The organism is Arthrobacter pigmenti, assembly GCF_011927905.1.
Taxonomy (GTDB): Bacteria; Actinomycetota; Actinomycetes; order Actinomycetales; family Micrococcaceae; genus Arthrobacter_D; species Arthrobacter_D pigmenti.
This window is the reverse complement of sequence record NZ_JAATJL010000001.1, coordinates 3,543,519-3,558,497: the sequence shown is the minus strand read 5'-3', so window position 1 is coordinate 3,558,497 and position 14,979 is coordinate 3,543,519. Positions and strand designations below refer to the sequence as shown.

General features: G+C 62.3%; 19 protein-coding genes. 9 read left to right on the top strand and 10 right to left on the bottom strand.

Annotated elements, in window-relative coordinates:
* Window positions 1-131: 131 nt before the first annotated feature.
* Entirely contained in the window at window positions 132-593 is a 462-nt protein-coding gene (locus tag BJ994_RS16775; RefSeq protein WP_167995548.1) for a DUF4383 domain-containing protein, read from the bottom strand.
* A gap of 175 nt (window positions 594-768) precedes the next feature.
* Between BJ994_RS16775 and BJ994_RS16770 the strand changes: the two genes are divergently transcribed.
* The gene (locus BJ994_RS16770) at window positions 769-1,575 is read left to right on the top strand and encodes an SDR family oxidoreductase (protein WP_425339395.1); all 807 of its coding nucleotides are present in this window, start codon (window positions 769-771) and stop codon (window positions 1,573-1,575) included.
* Between the two features lie 96 nt (window positions 1,576-1,671).
* Entirely contained in the window at window positions 1,672-1,878 is a 207-nt protein-coding gene (locus BJ994_RS16765) for a hypothetical protein (RefSeq protein WP_167995546.1), read from the top strand.
* 5 nt (window positions 1,879-1,883) lie between these two features.
* Here BJ994_RS16765 and BJ994_RS16760 read toward each other — a convergent pair whose 3' ends face one another.
* Together BJ994_RS16760 and BJ994_RS16755 are read right to left on the bottom strand one after the other, a co-directional pair.
* The gene (locus BJ994_RS16760; RefSeq protein ID WP_167995545.1) at window positions 1,884-2,447 is read right to left on the bottom strand and encodes a cysteine hydrolase family protein; all 564 of its coding nucleotides are present in this window, start codon (window positions 2,445-2,447) and stop codon (window positions 1,884-1,886) included.
* A 41-nt stretch (window positions 2,448-2,488) separates the two neighbouring features.
* Entirely contained in the window at window positions 2,489-3,148 is a 660-nt protein-coding gene (locus BJ994_RS16755; protein WP_167995544.1) for a GntR family transcriptional regulator, read from the bottom strand.
* A 144-nt stretch (window positions 3,149-3,292) separates the two neighbouring features.
* Here BJ994_RS16755 and BJ994_RS16750 point away from each other — a divergent pair, with 144 nt between their 5' ends.
* From BJ994_RS16750 to BJ994_RS16740, 3 genes are read left to right on the top strand one after another with little or no spacing between them, the layout of a single operon-like run.
* On the top strand, window positions 3,293-4,156 hold the full coding sequence (locus BJ994_RS16750) for a transketolase (RefSeq protein WP_167995543.1): 864 nt from the start codon (window positions 3,293-3,295) through the stop codon (window positions 4,154-4,156).
* Complete coding sequence (locus BJ994_RS16745) at window positions 4,153-5,169, top strand: transketolase family protein (RefSeq protein WP_209066981.1); 1,017 nt, start codon at window positions 4,153-4,155, stop codon at window positions 5,167-5,169. Before BJ994_RS16750 ends, BJ994_RS16745 begins: the two co-directional genes overlap by 4 nt.
* Before the next feature lie 28 nt (window positions 5,170-5,197).
* Window positions 5,198-5,707 (top strand): GNAT family N-acetyltransferase, encoded by a 510-nt coding sequence (locus tag BJ994_RS16740; RefSeq protein ID WP_209066979.1) that lies wholly within the window; start codon window positions 5,198-5,200, stop codon window positions 5,705-5,707.
* 44 nt (window positions 5,708-5,751) lie between these two features.
* On the opposite strand, the gene BJ994_RS16735 is transcribed toward BJ994_RS16740, so the two are convergent.
* The gene (locus BJ994_RS16735) at window positions 5,752-6,363 is read right to left on the bottom strand and encodes a TetR/AcrR family transcriptional regulator (RefSeq protein ID WP_167995542.1); all 612 of its coding nucleotides are present in this window, start codon (window positions 6,361-6,363) and stop codon (window positions 5,752-5,754) included.
* A 167-nt stretch (window positions 6,364-6,530) separates the two neighbouring features.
* Between BJ994_RS16735 and BJ994_RS16730 the strand changes: the two genes are divergently transcribed.
* Window positions 6,531-7,121 carry a hypothetical protein gene (locus BJ994_RS16730; protein WP_245192314.1) on the top strand — a complete coding sequence of 197 codons (591 nt, stop codon included), beginning with the start codon at window positions 6,531-6,533 and terminating at the stop codon, window positions 7,119-7,121.
* A 69-nt stretch (window positions 7,122-7,190) separates the two neighbouring features.
* On the opposite strand, the gene BJ994_RS16725 is transcribed toward BJ994_RS16730, so the two are convergent.
* Window positions 7,191-7,478 (bottom strand): hypothetical protein, encoded by a 288-nt coding sequence (locus BJ994_RS16725; RefSeq protein ID WP_167995540.1) that lies wholly within the window; start codon window positions 7,476-7,478, stop codon window positions 7,191-7,193.
* 162 nt (window positions 7,479-7,640) lie between these two features.
* Here BJ994_RS16725 and BJ994_RS16720 point away from each other — a divergent pair, with 162 nt between their 5' ends.
* On the top strand, window positions 7,641-8,486 hold the full coding sequence (locus BJ994_RS16720) for a class I SAM-dependent methyltransferase (RefSeq protein ID WP_167995539.1): 846 nt from the start codon (window positions 7,641-7,643) through the stop codon (window positions 8,484-8,486).
* A 40-nt stretch (window positions 8,487-8,526) separates the two neighbouring features.
* On the opposite strand, the gene BJ994_RS16715 is transcribed toward BJ994_RS16720, so the two are convergent.
* From BJ994_RS16715 to BJ994_RS16695, 5 genes are all read right to left on the bottom strand, one after another.
* On the bottom strand, window positions 8,527-8,982 hold the full coding sequence (locus tag BJ994_RS16715) for a hypothetical protein (RefSeq protein WP_167995538.1): 456 nt from the start codon (window positions 8,980-8,982) through the stop codon (window positions 8,527-8,529).
* A gap of 79 nt (window positions 8,983-9,061) precedes the next feature.
* Window positions 9,062-9,328 (bottom strand): hypothetical protein, encoded by a 267-nt coding sequence (locus BJ994_RS16710; RefSeq protein WP_167995537.1) that lies wholly within the window; start codon window positions 9,326-9,328, stop codon window positions 9,062-9,064.
* A 26-nt stretch (window positions 9,329-9,354) separates the two neighbouring features.
* Window positions 9,355-10,230, bottom strand: coding sequence for an NAD(P)-dependent oxidoreductase (locus BJ994_RS16705; RefSeq protein WP_167995536.1), 876 nt, complete (start codon window positions 10,228-10,230; stop codon window positions 9,355-9,357).
* Window positions 10,231-10,253: 23 nt separating this feature from the next.
* Window positions 10,254-11,681, bottom strand: coding sequence for a GntT/GntP/DsdX family permease (locus BJ994_RS16700; protein WP_167995535.1), 1,428 nt, complete (start codon window positions 11,679-11,681; stop codon window positions 10,254-10,256).
* 40 nt (window positions 11,682-11,721) lie between these two features.
* A complete protein-coding gene (locus BJ994_RS16695) occupies window positions 11,722-12,495 on the bottom strand; it encodes an SDR family NAD(P)-dependent oxidoreductase (protein WP_167995534.1) in 774 nt (257 codons plus the stop codon).
* 140 nt (window positions 12,496-12,635) lie between these two features.
* Here BJ994_RS16695 and BJ994_RS16690 point away from each other — a divergent pair, with 140 nt between their 5' ends.
* Window positions 12,636-13,208 (top strand): hypothetical protein, encoded by a 573-nt coding sequence (locus tag BJ994_RS16690; RefSeq protein ID WP_167995533.1) that lies wholly within the window; start codon window positions 12,636-12,638, stop codon window positions 13,206-13,208.
* Window positions 13,209-13,280: 72 nt separating this feature from the next.
* Complete coding sequence (locus BJ994_RS16685; protein ID WP_167995532.1) at window positions 13,281-14,768, top strand: FAD-dependent oxidoreductase; 1,488 nt, start codon at window positions 13,281-13,283, stop codon at window positions 14,766-14,768.
* The last annotated feature ends 211 nt before the right edge of the window (window positions 14,769-14,979 follow it).

Sequence of the window (14,979 nt, the reverse complement as noted above, 5' to 3'; positions counted from 1 at the left end):
GCCCGTCCCGCACGTTGCGGGGCGGGCTTTCGTTCGTTTCGGAAGCCTGGTCTCTACGCACACAACAGAACGACGGCGGCGGACCGGAGTCCGCCGTCGTCGTTCTGTTCTGTGCTACTTGGCTGCGATCCCTACCGGGCGCGTGCCGTATGGTTCTTGCCTTTGAGCGCCAGAGCCAGACCGATCATGCCGATGGCCAGGACCAGGTGCAGGAAGTCGTCCGCTACGTTCAGGGGAACGAAGTTGGCTACCGAATCTGCAGGAACAATGAGCCCGTAGATGAAGAGCACTGCGTAGATAACACCGCCCCACAGCAGGAAGTTGTAGGCGCCGGTGGCCGTCTTGGCCATCAATACGCCCGCTACACCGAACAGCAGGTGGACGATGTTGTGGAGGATCGAAACCTGGAAGACGCCGAGCAGCATTGCCTCCGAGTTGCTCCCTGCGAAACCGAGCGTGTCATAGTTGCTGGTGATGCCCGGGACGAAGCCAAGGACCCCAACGAGCAGGAACACAACTCCTACGGCGAGCGCGGCCTTCTGAATGTTGGTCCGGGTGGCGACGCCCGACCCGGATGAATGTGTTGATGCCATTGCACTATCCCCTCTGACTGGCCGGTTGGCGGGCCACCGGCACTTGGTGTTGCGAGTTGATGAACAGCATTTCCCGCCACTTGTACTGTCAGCGTGCCATAGCAAGAGCCGAATATGAAGCACACTTAGTTAACTCTTTGATAACCGTTGCCAGAAGGAACATTGCGCGGGAAGTATGGGGTTTATGACTTTTTCGCCTAAGACCGCGGTGGTAACCGGTTCAAATTCGGGTATCGGTCGCGCGACCGCCCTTGCCCTTGCAGATGCCGGGTTTGACGTAGGTATCACCTGGCACACGGGAGAGGACGGCGCCAGGGAGACTGCCCGTCGTGTCGAGAAGAGGGGTCGGAAGGCTGTCGTCGCTCAAATGGATACTTCCGATGTGCCTGCATGCGCCGACGTCGTCGACCACTTGGCTGAAGAACTCGGCGGTCTGGATGTGTTCGTCAACAACGCCGGAATGAACAAGCCGATGCCCTTCCTCGACACGGACCTCGACACGTGGCGCACCATCCTCGCGACCAATCTCGACGGCGCCTTCGTCTGCATGCAGCGCGCCGCGCGACGGATGGTCGTTGCGGGCACGGGCGGGCGCATCATCGCCGTGACGAGCGTCCATCAGGAGCAACCGCGGGTGGGTTCGTCGGCCTATGACGCGTCCAAGCACGCCCTTGGCGGACTGTTACGCACAATGGCGCAGGAACTGGGCGACAAGGGCGTGACCGTCAACGCTGTTCTTCCGGGAGAGATAGCCACCTCGATGAACAACGCCGAGGACGAGGAGCCGGAAAAGATTGAGCGGCCCGGCATCCCCCTCGGCCGTCCCGGAGATGCACGGGAGGTGGCGGCGGTTATCGCCTTCCTGGCATCTCCGGCGTCGAGCTATGTCAACGGAGCGTCGTGGAGCGTGGACGGAGGCATGCTGCAGATGGGACCGCAGGCAGGCTCTCATCTGACAAGCCACGATTGGCGCAAAGGCTAAACGTCAGGGATTCCTCAGGTTGCCGACAGCTTTCATACATCGGACGTTCAGGAAGCCCTTCTACTGTGGCATCAGTCACATCGAAAGGCGCTCTCCATGTCTCCTACGCAACAACTCGCGTCCACCAGCTTTTCCACCCTGCAGCGAGGCCAGCAGGTCACCCTGCGTCATGCCTCCGGTAGCGTGATTTCCGGCGTCCTCGAGGATCGATCCGACGATGCGTCGGTGGTCTGGGTTCGAATGGACGACGGCGCCGGGCGTCGCCTGATCCACAGCGAAGACGGGTACACCGTTCGAGGCTGACGCCCTCAGGTCTCCTGCTGTGCGAAAAGCTTCAGGACGTCGTCGTTCCCCAACGCCTGCTGACGGTATTCATCCATGAGTACTTTGAGCACGTCCTGCGCGTATCCATCGTTCGTGGATGCGGTGGCGTCCGTGGCGTAGCTGACCCGGAGGTTGTTCGCGTAGGCGTCGGCGGCGGTCTGCGCCACGCAGTTGTGCGTCGAAACACCGGCGAGCACCACCGTATCGACATCCAGAACCCGAAGGCGCTGCAACAGGTCGGTTCCGAAGAAAGCGCTGTCCCTCGTCTTTACAAGTTGTGGCAAGCCGTCGATGTTGAGCCCGTCAACCGGCTCTGCCTGCTCGGTTCCGTTGAACAGGAATCCCTGGTCATCATCGAGCATGCTTACCGTCCACGTGGACTTGTCCCGCTGGTGCTCGGTGCGGATCACGTAGACACCAACATTCGCCTGACGCGCTTCGGAAATGAGCTTGTTGCAGGCTCCAACCAGTGATTCCTGTTGCTTCCCCAGCGACTCGTCTTCGAAGAACGCCTTCTGCATATCGATGATCAACAGGGCAATCGCCATATGCCTTCACCTTCCGTGCTGAGTGTGATCCGGCGCGCCGGTTAGGACACGAGGTTACTTGCCGCCGCATCCATGTGGGCAAACATGGCGTCCGTGGCTGCAGCGGCGTCTCCACTCTCAATGACGTCAACCAGCTCACTGTGGCGGTCCACCCGCATGTTTCCGGTTGCCCTTGCCTGCCCGGCCCACATGATCGACATACGGATGTTTCCCTCCAGCGCCTCCCACGAGTGCAGCAGCATCGCATTGCCCGTAAGACGGCAGAGTGTGCGGTGAAAGTTCAGGTCAGCTTCGATGCGTTCATCCAGCGTGCCCTCGATGGCGTCCTGCATCGCCTGGATCGCCTTGCGAAGTACGACGACGGCGGCACCCCGGTCCTCCGCCACGCTCAACTCGCGCACAGCGAGGGACTCCAGCGCGCCGCGTACCGCGAAGATGTCGAGGATCTCCTTGGTGTCCAGGCTGCGAACCGAGAGCCTGCCGCGCGGTCCGGCGGAGATAAGGCCTTCCTGCTGCAGCTGGCGCATGGCCTCACGCAGGGTGCCGCGGCTGATCTGCAGTTGCTCGGATAGCTCGGTTTCAACAAGGTGCGTTCCTGGCGGCAGATTACCGCTTGTGATCCCGCTTCGAAGGGCAGTGAGCGCCTGCTCACGCAGATTAACTTTCGCGAGTCCTGCCAGCGCCGTTATCTGTGTGGTCATCTCATCCCATCCCTCACCTGGTAGCTCTCCTAATGATACGGCCAACTGCTGGCAGTCTTATGTTGACTGTTAACAGTGAACAGACTACTGTGAGACGCATTACAAAGCCGGGTGCTGCACAAACAACCGTACGAGGTGAGAATTATGCAATCGACTACTGAAGGCGCCGCCGTCGACGCCGCGCGGGTGCAACGCATCAGGGAGGCGGCCTACCGCATCCGAACCAATGCGCTGATCCAGGCCGAGGTACAGGGGCAGGGCTATATCGGGCAGGCACTGGACGTTGCGGATGTCCTGGCGGTGCTCTACACCGATCAGCTCAAGTTCAACCCTGCCGATCCGGAGTGGGAGGACAGGGACCGGTGTCTCCTGTCCATCGGGCACTATGCGATCGCACTGTACGCAGCACTGGCAGAGGCGAAGTTCTTCCCCCATGAGGAACTTGAGACGTACGCAACCGATGATTCACGCCTCCCGATGTCGGCCATGGCGTCCTATACTCCCGGAGTCGAAATCTCCGGCGGGTCATTGGGCCACGGCCTCACCATCGCCAATGGAGTGGCCCTCGGGCTCAAGCGCAAGGGGAACCCTGCCTTCGTTTACAACATCCTCTCGGACGGTGAGCTCAATGAGGGTTCCACGTGGGAGGCCGCCGCCGTCGCTGCACACCACAAACTGGACAACCTCATCGCGATCGTGGACTTCAATGACCAGCAGGCTGACGGCAAGAGTCAGGCGATGCTAAGTATGGAGCCCATCGACGGAAAATTTGAGACCTTCGGTTGGATCACGCGGCGGGTGGACGGGAATGACGTCGAGGCAGTGGTCATTGCGCTCGAGGAGCTTCGCGCATCGGATGCCGCGCAGCCACGCTGTCTGATCGTCAATACGAAACTCGGCAAGGGTGTGAAGTTCCTCGAGGAGCGGGAGAAACTCCACTTCATGTCCGTCGGAGCCGATGAATGGCAGCTTGCCCACCAACAGCTGAAGGAGCAGTTCGAAGCATGAGCATTACCCAGAAGAAGAGACTGACTTCCGACGCCATGAGCGCTTCCCTCGCCGGGGAGGATCAGCGGACCACTGCGGCGCCCCTGGGACACGCACTCGTGCAGCTCGCACAGCAGGACGAGCGGGTGGTTGGCTTGTCCGCCGACCTCGCGAAGTACACGGACCTCCACATACTGCGCGACGCGATGCCGGACCGCTTCTACCAGGTAGGCATGGCCGAGCAGGCCCTGCTGGGAGCCGCGGCGGGCCTTGCGATGGAGGGGTTTGTGCCCTTCGCCTCCACGTACTCCGTTTTCGCTACTCGCCGGGCGTATGACTTTCTGTGCCTGGATATCGCGGAGGCCAACCTGAACGTCAATATGGTGTGTGCGCTGCCCGGTCTCACTACCGGCTACGGGCCCTCCCACCAGGCCACTGAGGACGTGGCGATCCTGCGCGGGATGCCCAACCTCACCATCGTTGACCCTTGCGATGCCGTAGACATCGAGCAAGCCGTCCCGCAGCTAGCCGCCCATAACGGGCCAACCTACATGCGCATCCTGCGGGGCAAGGTGCCTCGTGTGTTGGACGAGTACGACTACACGTTTGAACTGGGCAAGGCGCAGCTGCTGCGCGACGGCGCAGAGGTGCTGCTCATCTCGACAGGCCTGATGACCGAGCGCGCATTGGAGGCGGCTAAGGCCTTGACACAGGACAGGGTGGACGTGGCGGTGTTGCATGTTCCCACGTTGAAGCCGCTGGATGAGGAAACCATCCTGCGCGAGCTGGGGCGGGACCGCGTTGTGCTGACCTGCGAGAACCACACTGTCATTGGCGGACTGTTCGACGCCGTCGCGCACGCAGCAATCCGGGACGGCGTTTTCCGGCAGATCACCCCCGTGGGGCTGCCAGACGAATTTCTCGACGCCGGCGCCCTCCCCACCTTGAACGACCGCTACGGACTCAGCACCTCGAAGATCGTGGAGCGGGTCAAGTCGCTGCTCGATCCGAAGCACACTGAACGTCCCGACTGAGTCTGGGCAGCGCATGTACCGTTGAGCAATGAGCGGCTTCGACGTGCGACGCGCTGACCCTTCGGACGCGCCGGGCATGGCGCGAGTTCACGTGGACACCTGGCGCGAAACCTACCGGGGATTGATGAGCGACGCTGTGCTGGATGATCCTGCGCTCCTGAACTGGCGCGAGAAATTCTGGGCCGCAGCCCTGACTGATCCCATGTACAGCCAGAACACCGTCGCTGTCGCTTCGCATGAGGGCACACTGATCGGCATCGCCATGTCAGGGCCTTCCCTTGATGACGGCGACGAGGCGCAGCAGCTGTACCTCCTCTACGCATACGCCGCGTTCCACGGTTCGGGGGTTGGCAGGATGCTCCTCAACGCAGTCATCGACCAGCAAGCGCCAGCTGCGCTGTGGGTTGCTGACCCCAACCCACGTGCACAGGCCTTCTACCGAAAGAGCGGCTTCATCGCAGACGGCGCAGTTAGAACCGAGGATGGCGTTCGGGCGGTTCGAATGGTGCGAGCGCTTAAATCAGCGAGCTTGCGCTAGGCTCCGCGGAAGTCTCAGCTAAGGCATCTTCCACATGCCGGTTCTCACCAGGTGCGGGAATCGAAGACGCAGTCCACGGCAGCGCGCAGCGTGCTGGTCTCAGATGCCAGAATCGACTCATCGGCGGGCAGCGCTCTTTCCAACGAAAGTCCGTTGAGAACAGTGAGCAGGAACCTCGCACGTCGAGTGTTGTCACCCTCGGCGATCGCACCTTCGCTCGCGAGGACAGTCAACCAATATTCGGTTCGGCGTTGCGCCTCCCCCGCTATAGCGAAATATGCTGCGCGAGTCTCCCCGTTCGGTTCAGGGTCGATAAAGGTATGAAATACCTTGCTGGTTGCCTCGCGCGCTTGTTTGCCCACTCCGGCGGGTGCGAGCACCTGCCGGAGGCAACCGAGTAAGCGCTCCCGGGCGGGTGTCGACTCATCGTGGATCCCGTCGTCCGGAAGTACAACATCGTAGATAGTCGCGAGCACCGCGTCCTGGAGTGCGCGTTGCGTCGGGAAGTGATATCTGAGCGACCCCGTACTCACCCCGGCGCGCGCCGCGACCGACCGCACACTCAGCTTGGTTCCCGGGTTCTCGCCGAACATGGTCATGGCGGCAACGAGAATCCTCTCCCGCGTGCTGGTCTCACTCTTTTGTTTCTTCGTCATCTCCACCTCCTCGCACACTGTACTAGCACACTATGTTAGTGTTCTAACCGTTCCACTAGCACAGTGTGTTAAAACAAATCGATCTAGAGCCGGGAGACGACCAAATGTTCGATGAATGGCGGCGACAACGGGCCATCAAGCGTGTGAAGAGCGGAGACGGTCGGCCCTTGCAGCGTTTCCGCTGGTGGCAGACTTTCGGGCGCAACCTCTTTCATCTTCGGCTGTCCAACCCCGATGGCTACCAGGCTCTATACGCCGTCGATATCCGGCACTGGGGAAATCAAGGGAGCGGTGAGGTGAAGGCTGATTTATACCGCGACGGCAGGCGTTACGCCGAGTCGAAGCTCCCTGCCGCCTTCCCCCTGAAGGAGGGCGGCATCGTGGAAGTGGCGATGAGCGGCTTCGGGCTGAAGCGCTGCCACTACATCACCGCCAACGGTGCCGAACATCAACTCATTCCAGACCCTCGCTCGGCGGAAGGGAGGCGTGCCCGTCTCGACCGCGAACATCCGTCCTTGAGCCGTGGGATTGGGTTCCTCTCGGCGACGTTCCTTGTCATCGGCCTGCTTCTTCTCCTCCTACAGATAGCGGGACCGATTTCAGAGGTACCTCCCCTGGCTGAGCGCTTTGGGACTTTTGAGTCGCCCGTACAGCTGCCGCTATGGCTCAACATCGCACTGGGGCTCGGGGCCGTGCTGGGCAGCATGGAGCGGGCACTCCGACTGCGCTGCAGCTGGCTCGACAGCGCAGGAAACTGACCTGCTTCTCTGCGGTTAGCGGAAGCAGTTTCGGCTATTCAGGGCACCCAGTCCGATCAGGGGTGCGATTTATTTGCCGGCTGACGCAGGGGTGGCAAGACGCCAGATCCAGACGGCCACGCCGAGCACAAAAAGCAGTCCCGCGAAAGCGAAGAGGCCGCGCTCAGCCGGAGTTACGCTCACCAGATGGCTGAACACAGCCGTACCTTCCTCAAGTCCGGAGTCCTCGACCCAGAAGTACCGGGAGGTGAGCGATGCGATCAACGTCGCACAAACCACGAAGCCTATCCCGCAAAGTACAGCGGCCAGAAGGCCTTTGGACTGGCGTAGTTCGGTCTGCTCCTCGAAATTCCCCATGGGGTGATTCTTGTCCCAGAAGAGCGTCCCCACAAGGTTCAGTCACGCTCACACTGCCGGATGGCAACCGCATTGTGTACGTCTTCGTCCCACGGCATGGGACTGGGAGGAAGCGCTGGCCCTCGATGTTGTGTCCACGGCACAAGATCATAAGCTCGACGTATGAGTGATGATCGGATTCTGATCGATTGGGATGATGCGCGGGCGAACAACCGCGCCAACTGGGAAGATCGGGTTCCGCTGCACGAGAAAGCCTATGGAATCAGCGATCTGGAGGATCCCAACCACTTGAGCTCGGTCGTCCGGACTGATCTGGCTGCGCTCGCGCCATTCCTTCCGAACGGTACGGTGTCGGGTCTGGATGTCTGTCATCTGCAGTGCCATATCGGCACGGACACGCTCTCGCTGGCCCGGGCAGGTGCCCGTATGACCGGCGTCGACTTCTCCCCGGGCGCCCTACAGTCTGCCGCTGGACTGGCGAAGCGGTTGGATCTGCAAGCGGAGTGGGTCGAAACCGACGTCCTCGACGCCCGCGCAGCAGTGAACGGTGACTTCGATCTTGTTTACACCAGCATCGGAACCATCACCTGGCTTCCGGATCTCAAGCGTTGGGCTGCGCAGATAGCCGGACTTCTACGACCCGGCGGGACGTTCTACATTCGCGACGGACACCCCATTCTCTACGCGATCGATGAAAACGCCGACGGTCTGCAACTTCGATATCCATACTTCAGCAGTAGCGAAGCGCAGGTGTGGGATGACGAATCGACGTACGCTGGCGATGGGAAGGTTGAGCACGCCAGGACCTATGAGTGGGCGCATCCTCTGTCCGACATCCTCAACTCACTCATTGGAGCGGGTCTGCAGATTCTTCGCATGGACGAGGACACAACTCTTCCCTGGAAGTTTTCGCCCCGCATGGTGGAGGTTCCGGGCGGCTTCGCCTGGCCAGAAACTGAACGCAACCTGGCGCCCTGTACGTACACGATCATCGCTCGGAAGCCGTGACTCTCACTTCGCTCGACGTTGAGCTAATTCCTCGCCAAGGTCAAGAGACAACATGGTGAGCGACGAGAATGACCAGAAGCAGAAGCCCGACTCCGAACATGAGGCTCGCAAATAACGTTCCGAACATCCGAAGGCCGCTTACAGGATCCTCACCAGTGGCGAACCGTCGAAAAATGAGCTCCCTTTGATACAGGGCAATTTCCTGACGGAAGATGAACCAGCTGATCCCGACAGCCATCGCACACAACGGGAAGCGAACGGATTCCGCCAGTTCATCGTTTCCAACGGCGATCCCATAGAAAATTGCAATGTAGACACCAACGCCAGCCAGCAACCCACAAATGAGTAGACGGGCGCGGTGCCGCATGCTTTCAGTGATGCGTTCGTTTCGCCAAGGGTTCATGTTGCGACGTCCGATGGCCTTGAGCATCAGATGCAGAACAATCGCCGAAAAGACGCAAAAACCACCCAGCAGCAGAGCAAACGATCCCTGCATCTTCTCCTAACCGAGTCCGACCGGCTCGAGCTCGATCATCAAGCTACCAAACGCCCGGCCAGCCGGTGCCCAAGACGTTCTAGCGGCCTGCCGTCGGACCGTGATCCGGGAAGTCTTCCTCTCCGATCCCTCCCGGCTCATAGAACCCCTGCAGGAAACCGCGGACCTCGTCGACAAGTTCTTCGCGTGACATCCGGGAGTCAGGATGGGACAGCGCGACGGTATAGCCGTACCCCTCAACCGGACCGTTGAGCCAGAGGAAGTCATAGCTCATGTTCCCGGTGGGCTGCCGCCGCTCGCTGATGCAGAAGACCTCCTGCTCAATCGTGACTTCGAAGGGTTCCATCCGAACAGCCTAGTTTCGACCCACCGTCACCGCGCGTAGGTCTGGATCACCTGGGAGTCATCGCGCCGCTCATGGCCGGCATCCACAGCCGCCAGATACCGGTCCCTCGCCGCCAGCAGCAGCGGCACATCCAGACCCACTTCCTCCGCAACGTCCTTCACCAGGGTTGAATCCTTGACGAAGATCCCGACGGTGCTGGTCACCTCCGCATCAAGACCCTCCAGCATGCGCGGACCACGATCGGACAGCATCCAGGATCCACCTGCCCCGCCGGAAACGGCCGAGAGCACCCTTTCCTGATCGAGGCCCAGCTCCTTCGCCAACGCGAGGGCCTCGGCCGCAGCGACAATATGTACCGAACACAGCAGCTGGTTCACGGCCTTGTAGGACTGACCCTGCCCGATCTCCGTCCCGCAATCGATGACGGCCCCCAGCGCATCGAGGACCGGCCGCACATACTCGAGCGCCTCGGGCGAACCCGACGCGAACAGCTTCAGCTCACCCGTCACGGCGCGGGCAACACCACCCGTAACCGGCACATCGAGCACCCGCACCCCGGCAGGAGCGGCAGCCGCCGCTTCCCGCACAGCGCTGGGCCCAACGGTGCTCATGACCAGCAGAACGCTTCCGCTACGCATCTGCCGGAGCAGGCCGTCGTCGTCGTTCATTGTCGCTGTCCGCAGCTGCTCCGGGGTGGCGACCATACAGACGACGACGTCGGCACTCGCCGCGGAAGCGGCGGTCGCCTCGGCGGTGATCCCCTGGGCGGCAGCCTTCTCGCGCTGGGTGGGGAAGGGGTCGACGCCGGTTACCTCGAACCCGGCACCGAGCAGCTGCTCAGCCATCGGCAACCCGATGGCGCCTATTCCTACGAAGGTGACGCGGCGTGGAACTGAGGACATGTTGCTCTCCTGGGGGTGTTGGGTCAGATGAAGATGTCGAGCACGAGGCAGACAGCGAGCCCGACCACCGCGAACGTCGACTGCGCCATGGTGTAGATCTTGAACGTCCCCTTGGTGGTGAAGCCGAGCATCTGCTTAAAGATCCAGAACGTGTTGTCCGTGACGTGCCCACCGAAAGCGGCGCCGGTGCCCGAAGCGAGGAGGATAAGGATCGCTGAGGTGTCGATGGATCCCATGATCGGCGCGAGCAGGGTTGCAGCGGTGATGGCCGCGACCGACGCCGAACCCTGAGCCAGGCGCAGAACAGCGGCGACAATCCACGCGAGCAGGACCGGGATCGCGGCATTGGCGGAGAAGAGCGAACCAAGCATGTCGCCGATGCCAACCTCGGTGATGACCTGGCCGAGCGACCCTGCTACACCGGTGAACAGGAGGATGGAGCCGGAGGTCTGGGCGCCCTTGGTGATGAGGTCGTCGATGCCGTGGCGGGTCACAACCGGCACCGCGAAGATGATGCCGATGATCAGGCCGATCAGCAGCGCCACGACGGGGCTGCCAAGGAAGCCGAGCAGCGCGATATCCTGACCGGCTGCCCGGGCGACGGTGTCCAGGATGATGAGCAGGATCGGCACAATGACGGGAAGCATCGCGACGATCAGGGGCATCCGATGGGTTGTCGCCGTGGCGATCGTACCGGGCATGCCCTTGCCTGCCACCTCAGTGGTGCCTTCGTTAGTGGCATCCACGGTGCGCTGGGCCCTGCTAACCGTGCCGCCGTCGTCGTCGTACTCGCCGAAGATTGAGTCATCGAAGTCCGGCTCACGGTCCTTGACGGGGTCGAAGATCTTACGCATCAGGAGGTCGTGCAGGAAGATGCTGGAGATGATGAAGAGGATGCCCAGCGGGATTCCCCAGAGCAGCATGGTGCCGATATCGACGCCGAGGGGTCCGGCGACGGCGAGCGCCGCAACACCGGGGACAACGATCAGCAGGCCAACTTCGAGACCGATCGCGAGCGCACCGGCCAGCGTGGCGATGCTCTTGCCGGTCCGTTTACCGAGCGCGCCGGCGATCGGGGCGAGAATGACCAGCGCCACGTCGAAGTAGATCGACGGGAAGATGATGCCGGAGGTGAGGCCGAGGACGTAGGGCGAGCGTTTCGGCCCGACGATCCGCAGCAATCCGTCGACCACGCGCTGCATGGTGCCGGTGGCTGAGAGGGTGGTGCCGATCATCACGCCGAAGCCGATGATCAACCCGACCTCCGCCATGAGGTTGCCGAACCCCGTGTTGACGGCTGCAACAGAGCTATCGAAGCCGAGTCCGCTGGCCACGCCAAGGTACAGCGCGCCGACAACAAGGGAGACGACGGGGTTTACCTTCGCCCAGACAATCATCAGGATGATTCCGATGACCGCAACGGCGAGGTGTATCAGAACGATCGTATTCACTGGTTCTCCAAGATTTGAGGGTGGGGTTGCAGCTTTCGTATTAGTGCATGTGGCTGCCGCCGTTGATGTCCAGGGTGATCCCGGTGAGGTAGGCGGAGTCCTCGGAGGAGAGGTAGGTGATGGCGGAGGCCACCTCTTCGGTGGTGGCTGTGCGGCCTACCGGAACGTCCGCTGCGATGGCGGCTTCCTGTTCGGGGGTGCTGCCAACGCGGATGTTGGTGTCAACGGCTCCTGGGGTGACGGCGTTGACGGTCACGCCTGTTGGGCCGAGTTCCCGGGCCAGCGCCTTGGTGAAGCCGAGAATTGCGGCCTTCGCGGCGGAGTAGGGCACCTTGCCGAACACTCCCCCGCCCCGCTGTGCGGAAACGGAGGACATGTTCACGATTCGCCCCCACCCGTTCTCCAGCATGTCCGGGAGGAACGCCCTGGTGACGAGGTAGGTGCCCGTGGCATTGACGTCCATGACCTTGTGCCACAGCTCGAGGGTGGTCTCGAGGAAGGGCACCGGGGAAGTGATGCCGGCGATGTTCGCGAGCGCTCCGACCGGAGGCAGGTTCCCGGCGGCGACCTCCGCCGCTACTGCCTCACGGGCGGCAGTGACGGACGCTTCACTGGTCACATCCACGGAGTGACCGAAGGCCGGCACTCCGGTTTCGCCTGCGATGCTCCGTGCAACTTCCGCGGACCTCTCGCCGTCGAGGTCCAGGATCACTACGGCCCAGCCTTCGCGGGCGTACCGGCGGGCGGTGGTCATGCCGATGCCTTTATCGGAGGTGGCGCCGGTGACGACGGCGGTGCGCTGGGTGCGTGACATGTTTCTCCTAAGGGAATTCTTGTGTGCCAGATCACGTTACCTTCGTTTACTGTTAACAGTCAACAGTGCGGTTTCGTTCGGTTCCGCCCTTGAGCCCCTCCCCGGAGAGGTCTAGCGTTGAGCCAACGGAGGTGATGACCGTGCAAAGGCGCCTTGTGGGCGCGGCCGCGCTTCTCGCCGTCGTACTCCTCTCGGGCTGCTCCCAGGGGGTGGGCGCACGTCCGTCCCCGCCCTACTTCGAACCGGCTGCGGTCGAGCTTGAGCCGGGTGACGTTTTTCCCATGCTCACGCTGTACGGCGGATGGTGGAGCACGCTTACAGACTCCCCCGAATCCGCAGGCTATCCGGCTCGGGCGACGCTCATCCGACCCGAAAGCGGCGAGTATCTTGGCGGTTACGACCGCCGGTCCGGGATGCTCGTTCCAGGCGAGGACATCCTGCCGCTTGAAGGATGGCCGGCCGACGTCGTACTGGTCATTGATCCTGCGACGGGCATTGTCTGGGACCAGTTCCGCGTCGATGAGAACGGTCTGCCTATCGAGACGGAAAGTGACGCCGTGTCGGTGGAGCGGCGCTTCCCGTCCATCGCCGACGAGCCGCCGCCAGGCACCTTCCACACATTCGTCCAGAACGAGTTCACCGGGGCAGTGATCTACGTCGGCATCATGCCGGAGGAATCACTCGATGCCGGCCGCGTGGATCTGGACTGGTAGCTACAACCCTTGACGTGGGGCGTTTTCTCCGGTGGGCTTCAGATATCCGGAACAGCAGGAGGAAGGTCCACCGTGAAATCCCTTTGGCTCGAATCGTCCCCGCAGATCCCCACTGACACCTTTGTGGCGAATGCCCAATACGATTCCGTGGTGGTTGGAGCCGGAATCACCGGGCTGACCACGGCCGCGCTGCTCACCCGGTCCGGGCAACGGGTCGCCGTCCTGGAAGCGCGCTCGGTGGGCGCGGTAGCCACGGGAAACAGCACGGCGAAGGTCTCCCTCCTGCAGGGCACCCAGCTGTCCGCGATCATCAAGCACCACGGGGCTGATCTCGCCCGCCACTACGTCACCGGCAATCGTGAGGGCCAGAGCTGGCTGCTGCGCTTCTGTGACGAGCACGGGGTCGGCTACGACACGAGGGACGCCTTCAACTACGCCGTGACCGACGACGGCGCCCGCCTCCTGAGCGAAGAACGCGACGCTTGCGCTGACGGCGGCCTGACGGCCACACTGGAGGACACGTCGGAGCTGCCGTTCCCGGTGAAGCGGACTCTCCGCGTGGCGGGTCAGGCACAGATCCATCCCATGGAAGTGCTTGCCGCACTCGCCGCCGACCTGCGGAAACACTCGGGTCAGCTATTCGACGGCGTCCGCGTCACCGGAGTTAAAACCGGCAGCGCGAAGGGCGACCGCATCAGCGTGAACACTCCCCGTGGTGACCTGGCTGCGCACAATGTCATCCTTGCGACCGGAACGCCCATTCTGGACCGTGGCGGCCACTTTTCCGTCCTCGAACCGCGGCGTTCCTACGCGGTGGCGTTCACAGTTCAGGACGAGATTCCCCGTGGAATGTACCTCTCCGTCGATTCCCCGTCCCGAACCCTGCGGACCGCAGACGTCGAGGGCCGGCCCTACCTGATCGTCGGCGGTAACGGCCATGCGGTGGGGCGCCAGGCACACACGCAGGCGCTGGTGGACGACGTCATCCGGTGGACGCAGGAGCATTTCCCCACCGCGCAGGCCTCGTTCAGCTGGTCCGCGCAAGATTACCGGCCGGCGTCGTCGGTTCCCTATGTCGGGCGGATGCCGGTAGGCGGGCACTCAATCTACACCGCAACCGGCTTCAACAAGTGGGGGTTCACCAACGGAGTGGCGGCGGCGTTGGCACTGTCGGCCGAGATCCTCGGTGGGCACATGCCGTGGGCGAAGGAACTGTACAAGACGCGTGTCGGCAAGCAGGACGCGCTGAGCACCGCGAAGGCGGGGGCCGGCGTCGGGCTCGAAATGGTGAGCGGCTGGTTGAGCGGGCTGACCCGCTCCTCGCATGCCCAACCGCCCGAGGGGCAGGGCTCGGTGGTGCGCGAGGGCGCTCGGCCGGTGGGTATCTGCCAGGTTGACGGCGTGACGCACCGGGTATCGGCGGTCTGCCCGCACATGGGTGGGGTGCTGAGCTGGAACGACGCCGAGCAGTCGTGGGACTGCCCGTTGCACGGCTCGCGCTTCACTTACGACGGGACGCGCCTCGAGGGTCCGGCGACGAGAGACCTTTCGGCGCCTTAGGGTTTTGGTCCTTAAGACCTACGCCATACTGGGATAGTGGCCGATGGGGAGAGAAGAATATTGCAGGCCCGAACGACTCGTCAGCGCGTATTCATTTCTTTCATGTTCGCTCTTCCGTGGATACTGGTCGCGTGGTTCTGTTCGGTTCTATGGACCTCGATCGATGAGGGCGCAGTTCCGCCCGACTCAGCTTTCCAGTCTGTTCCGCCAC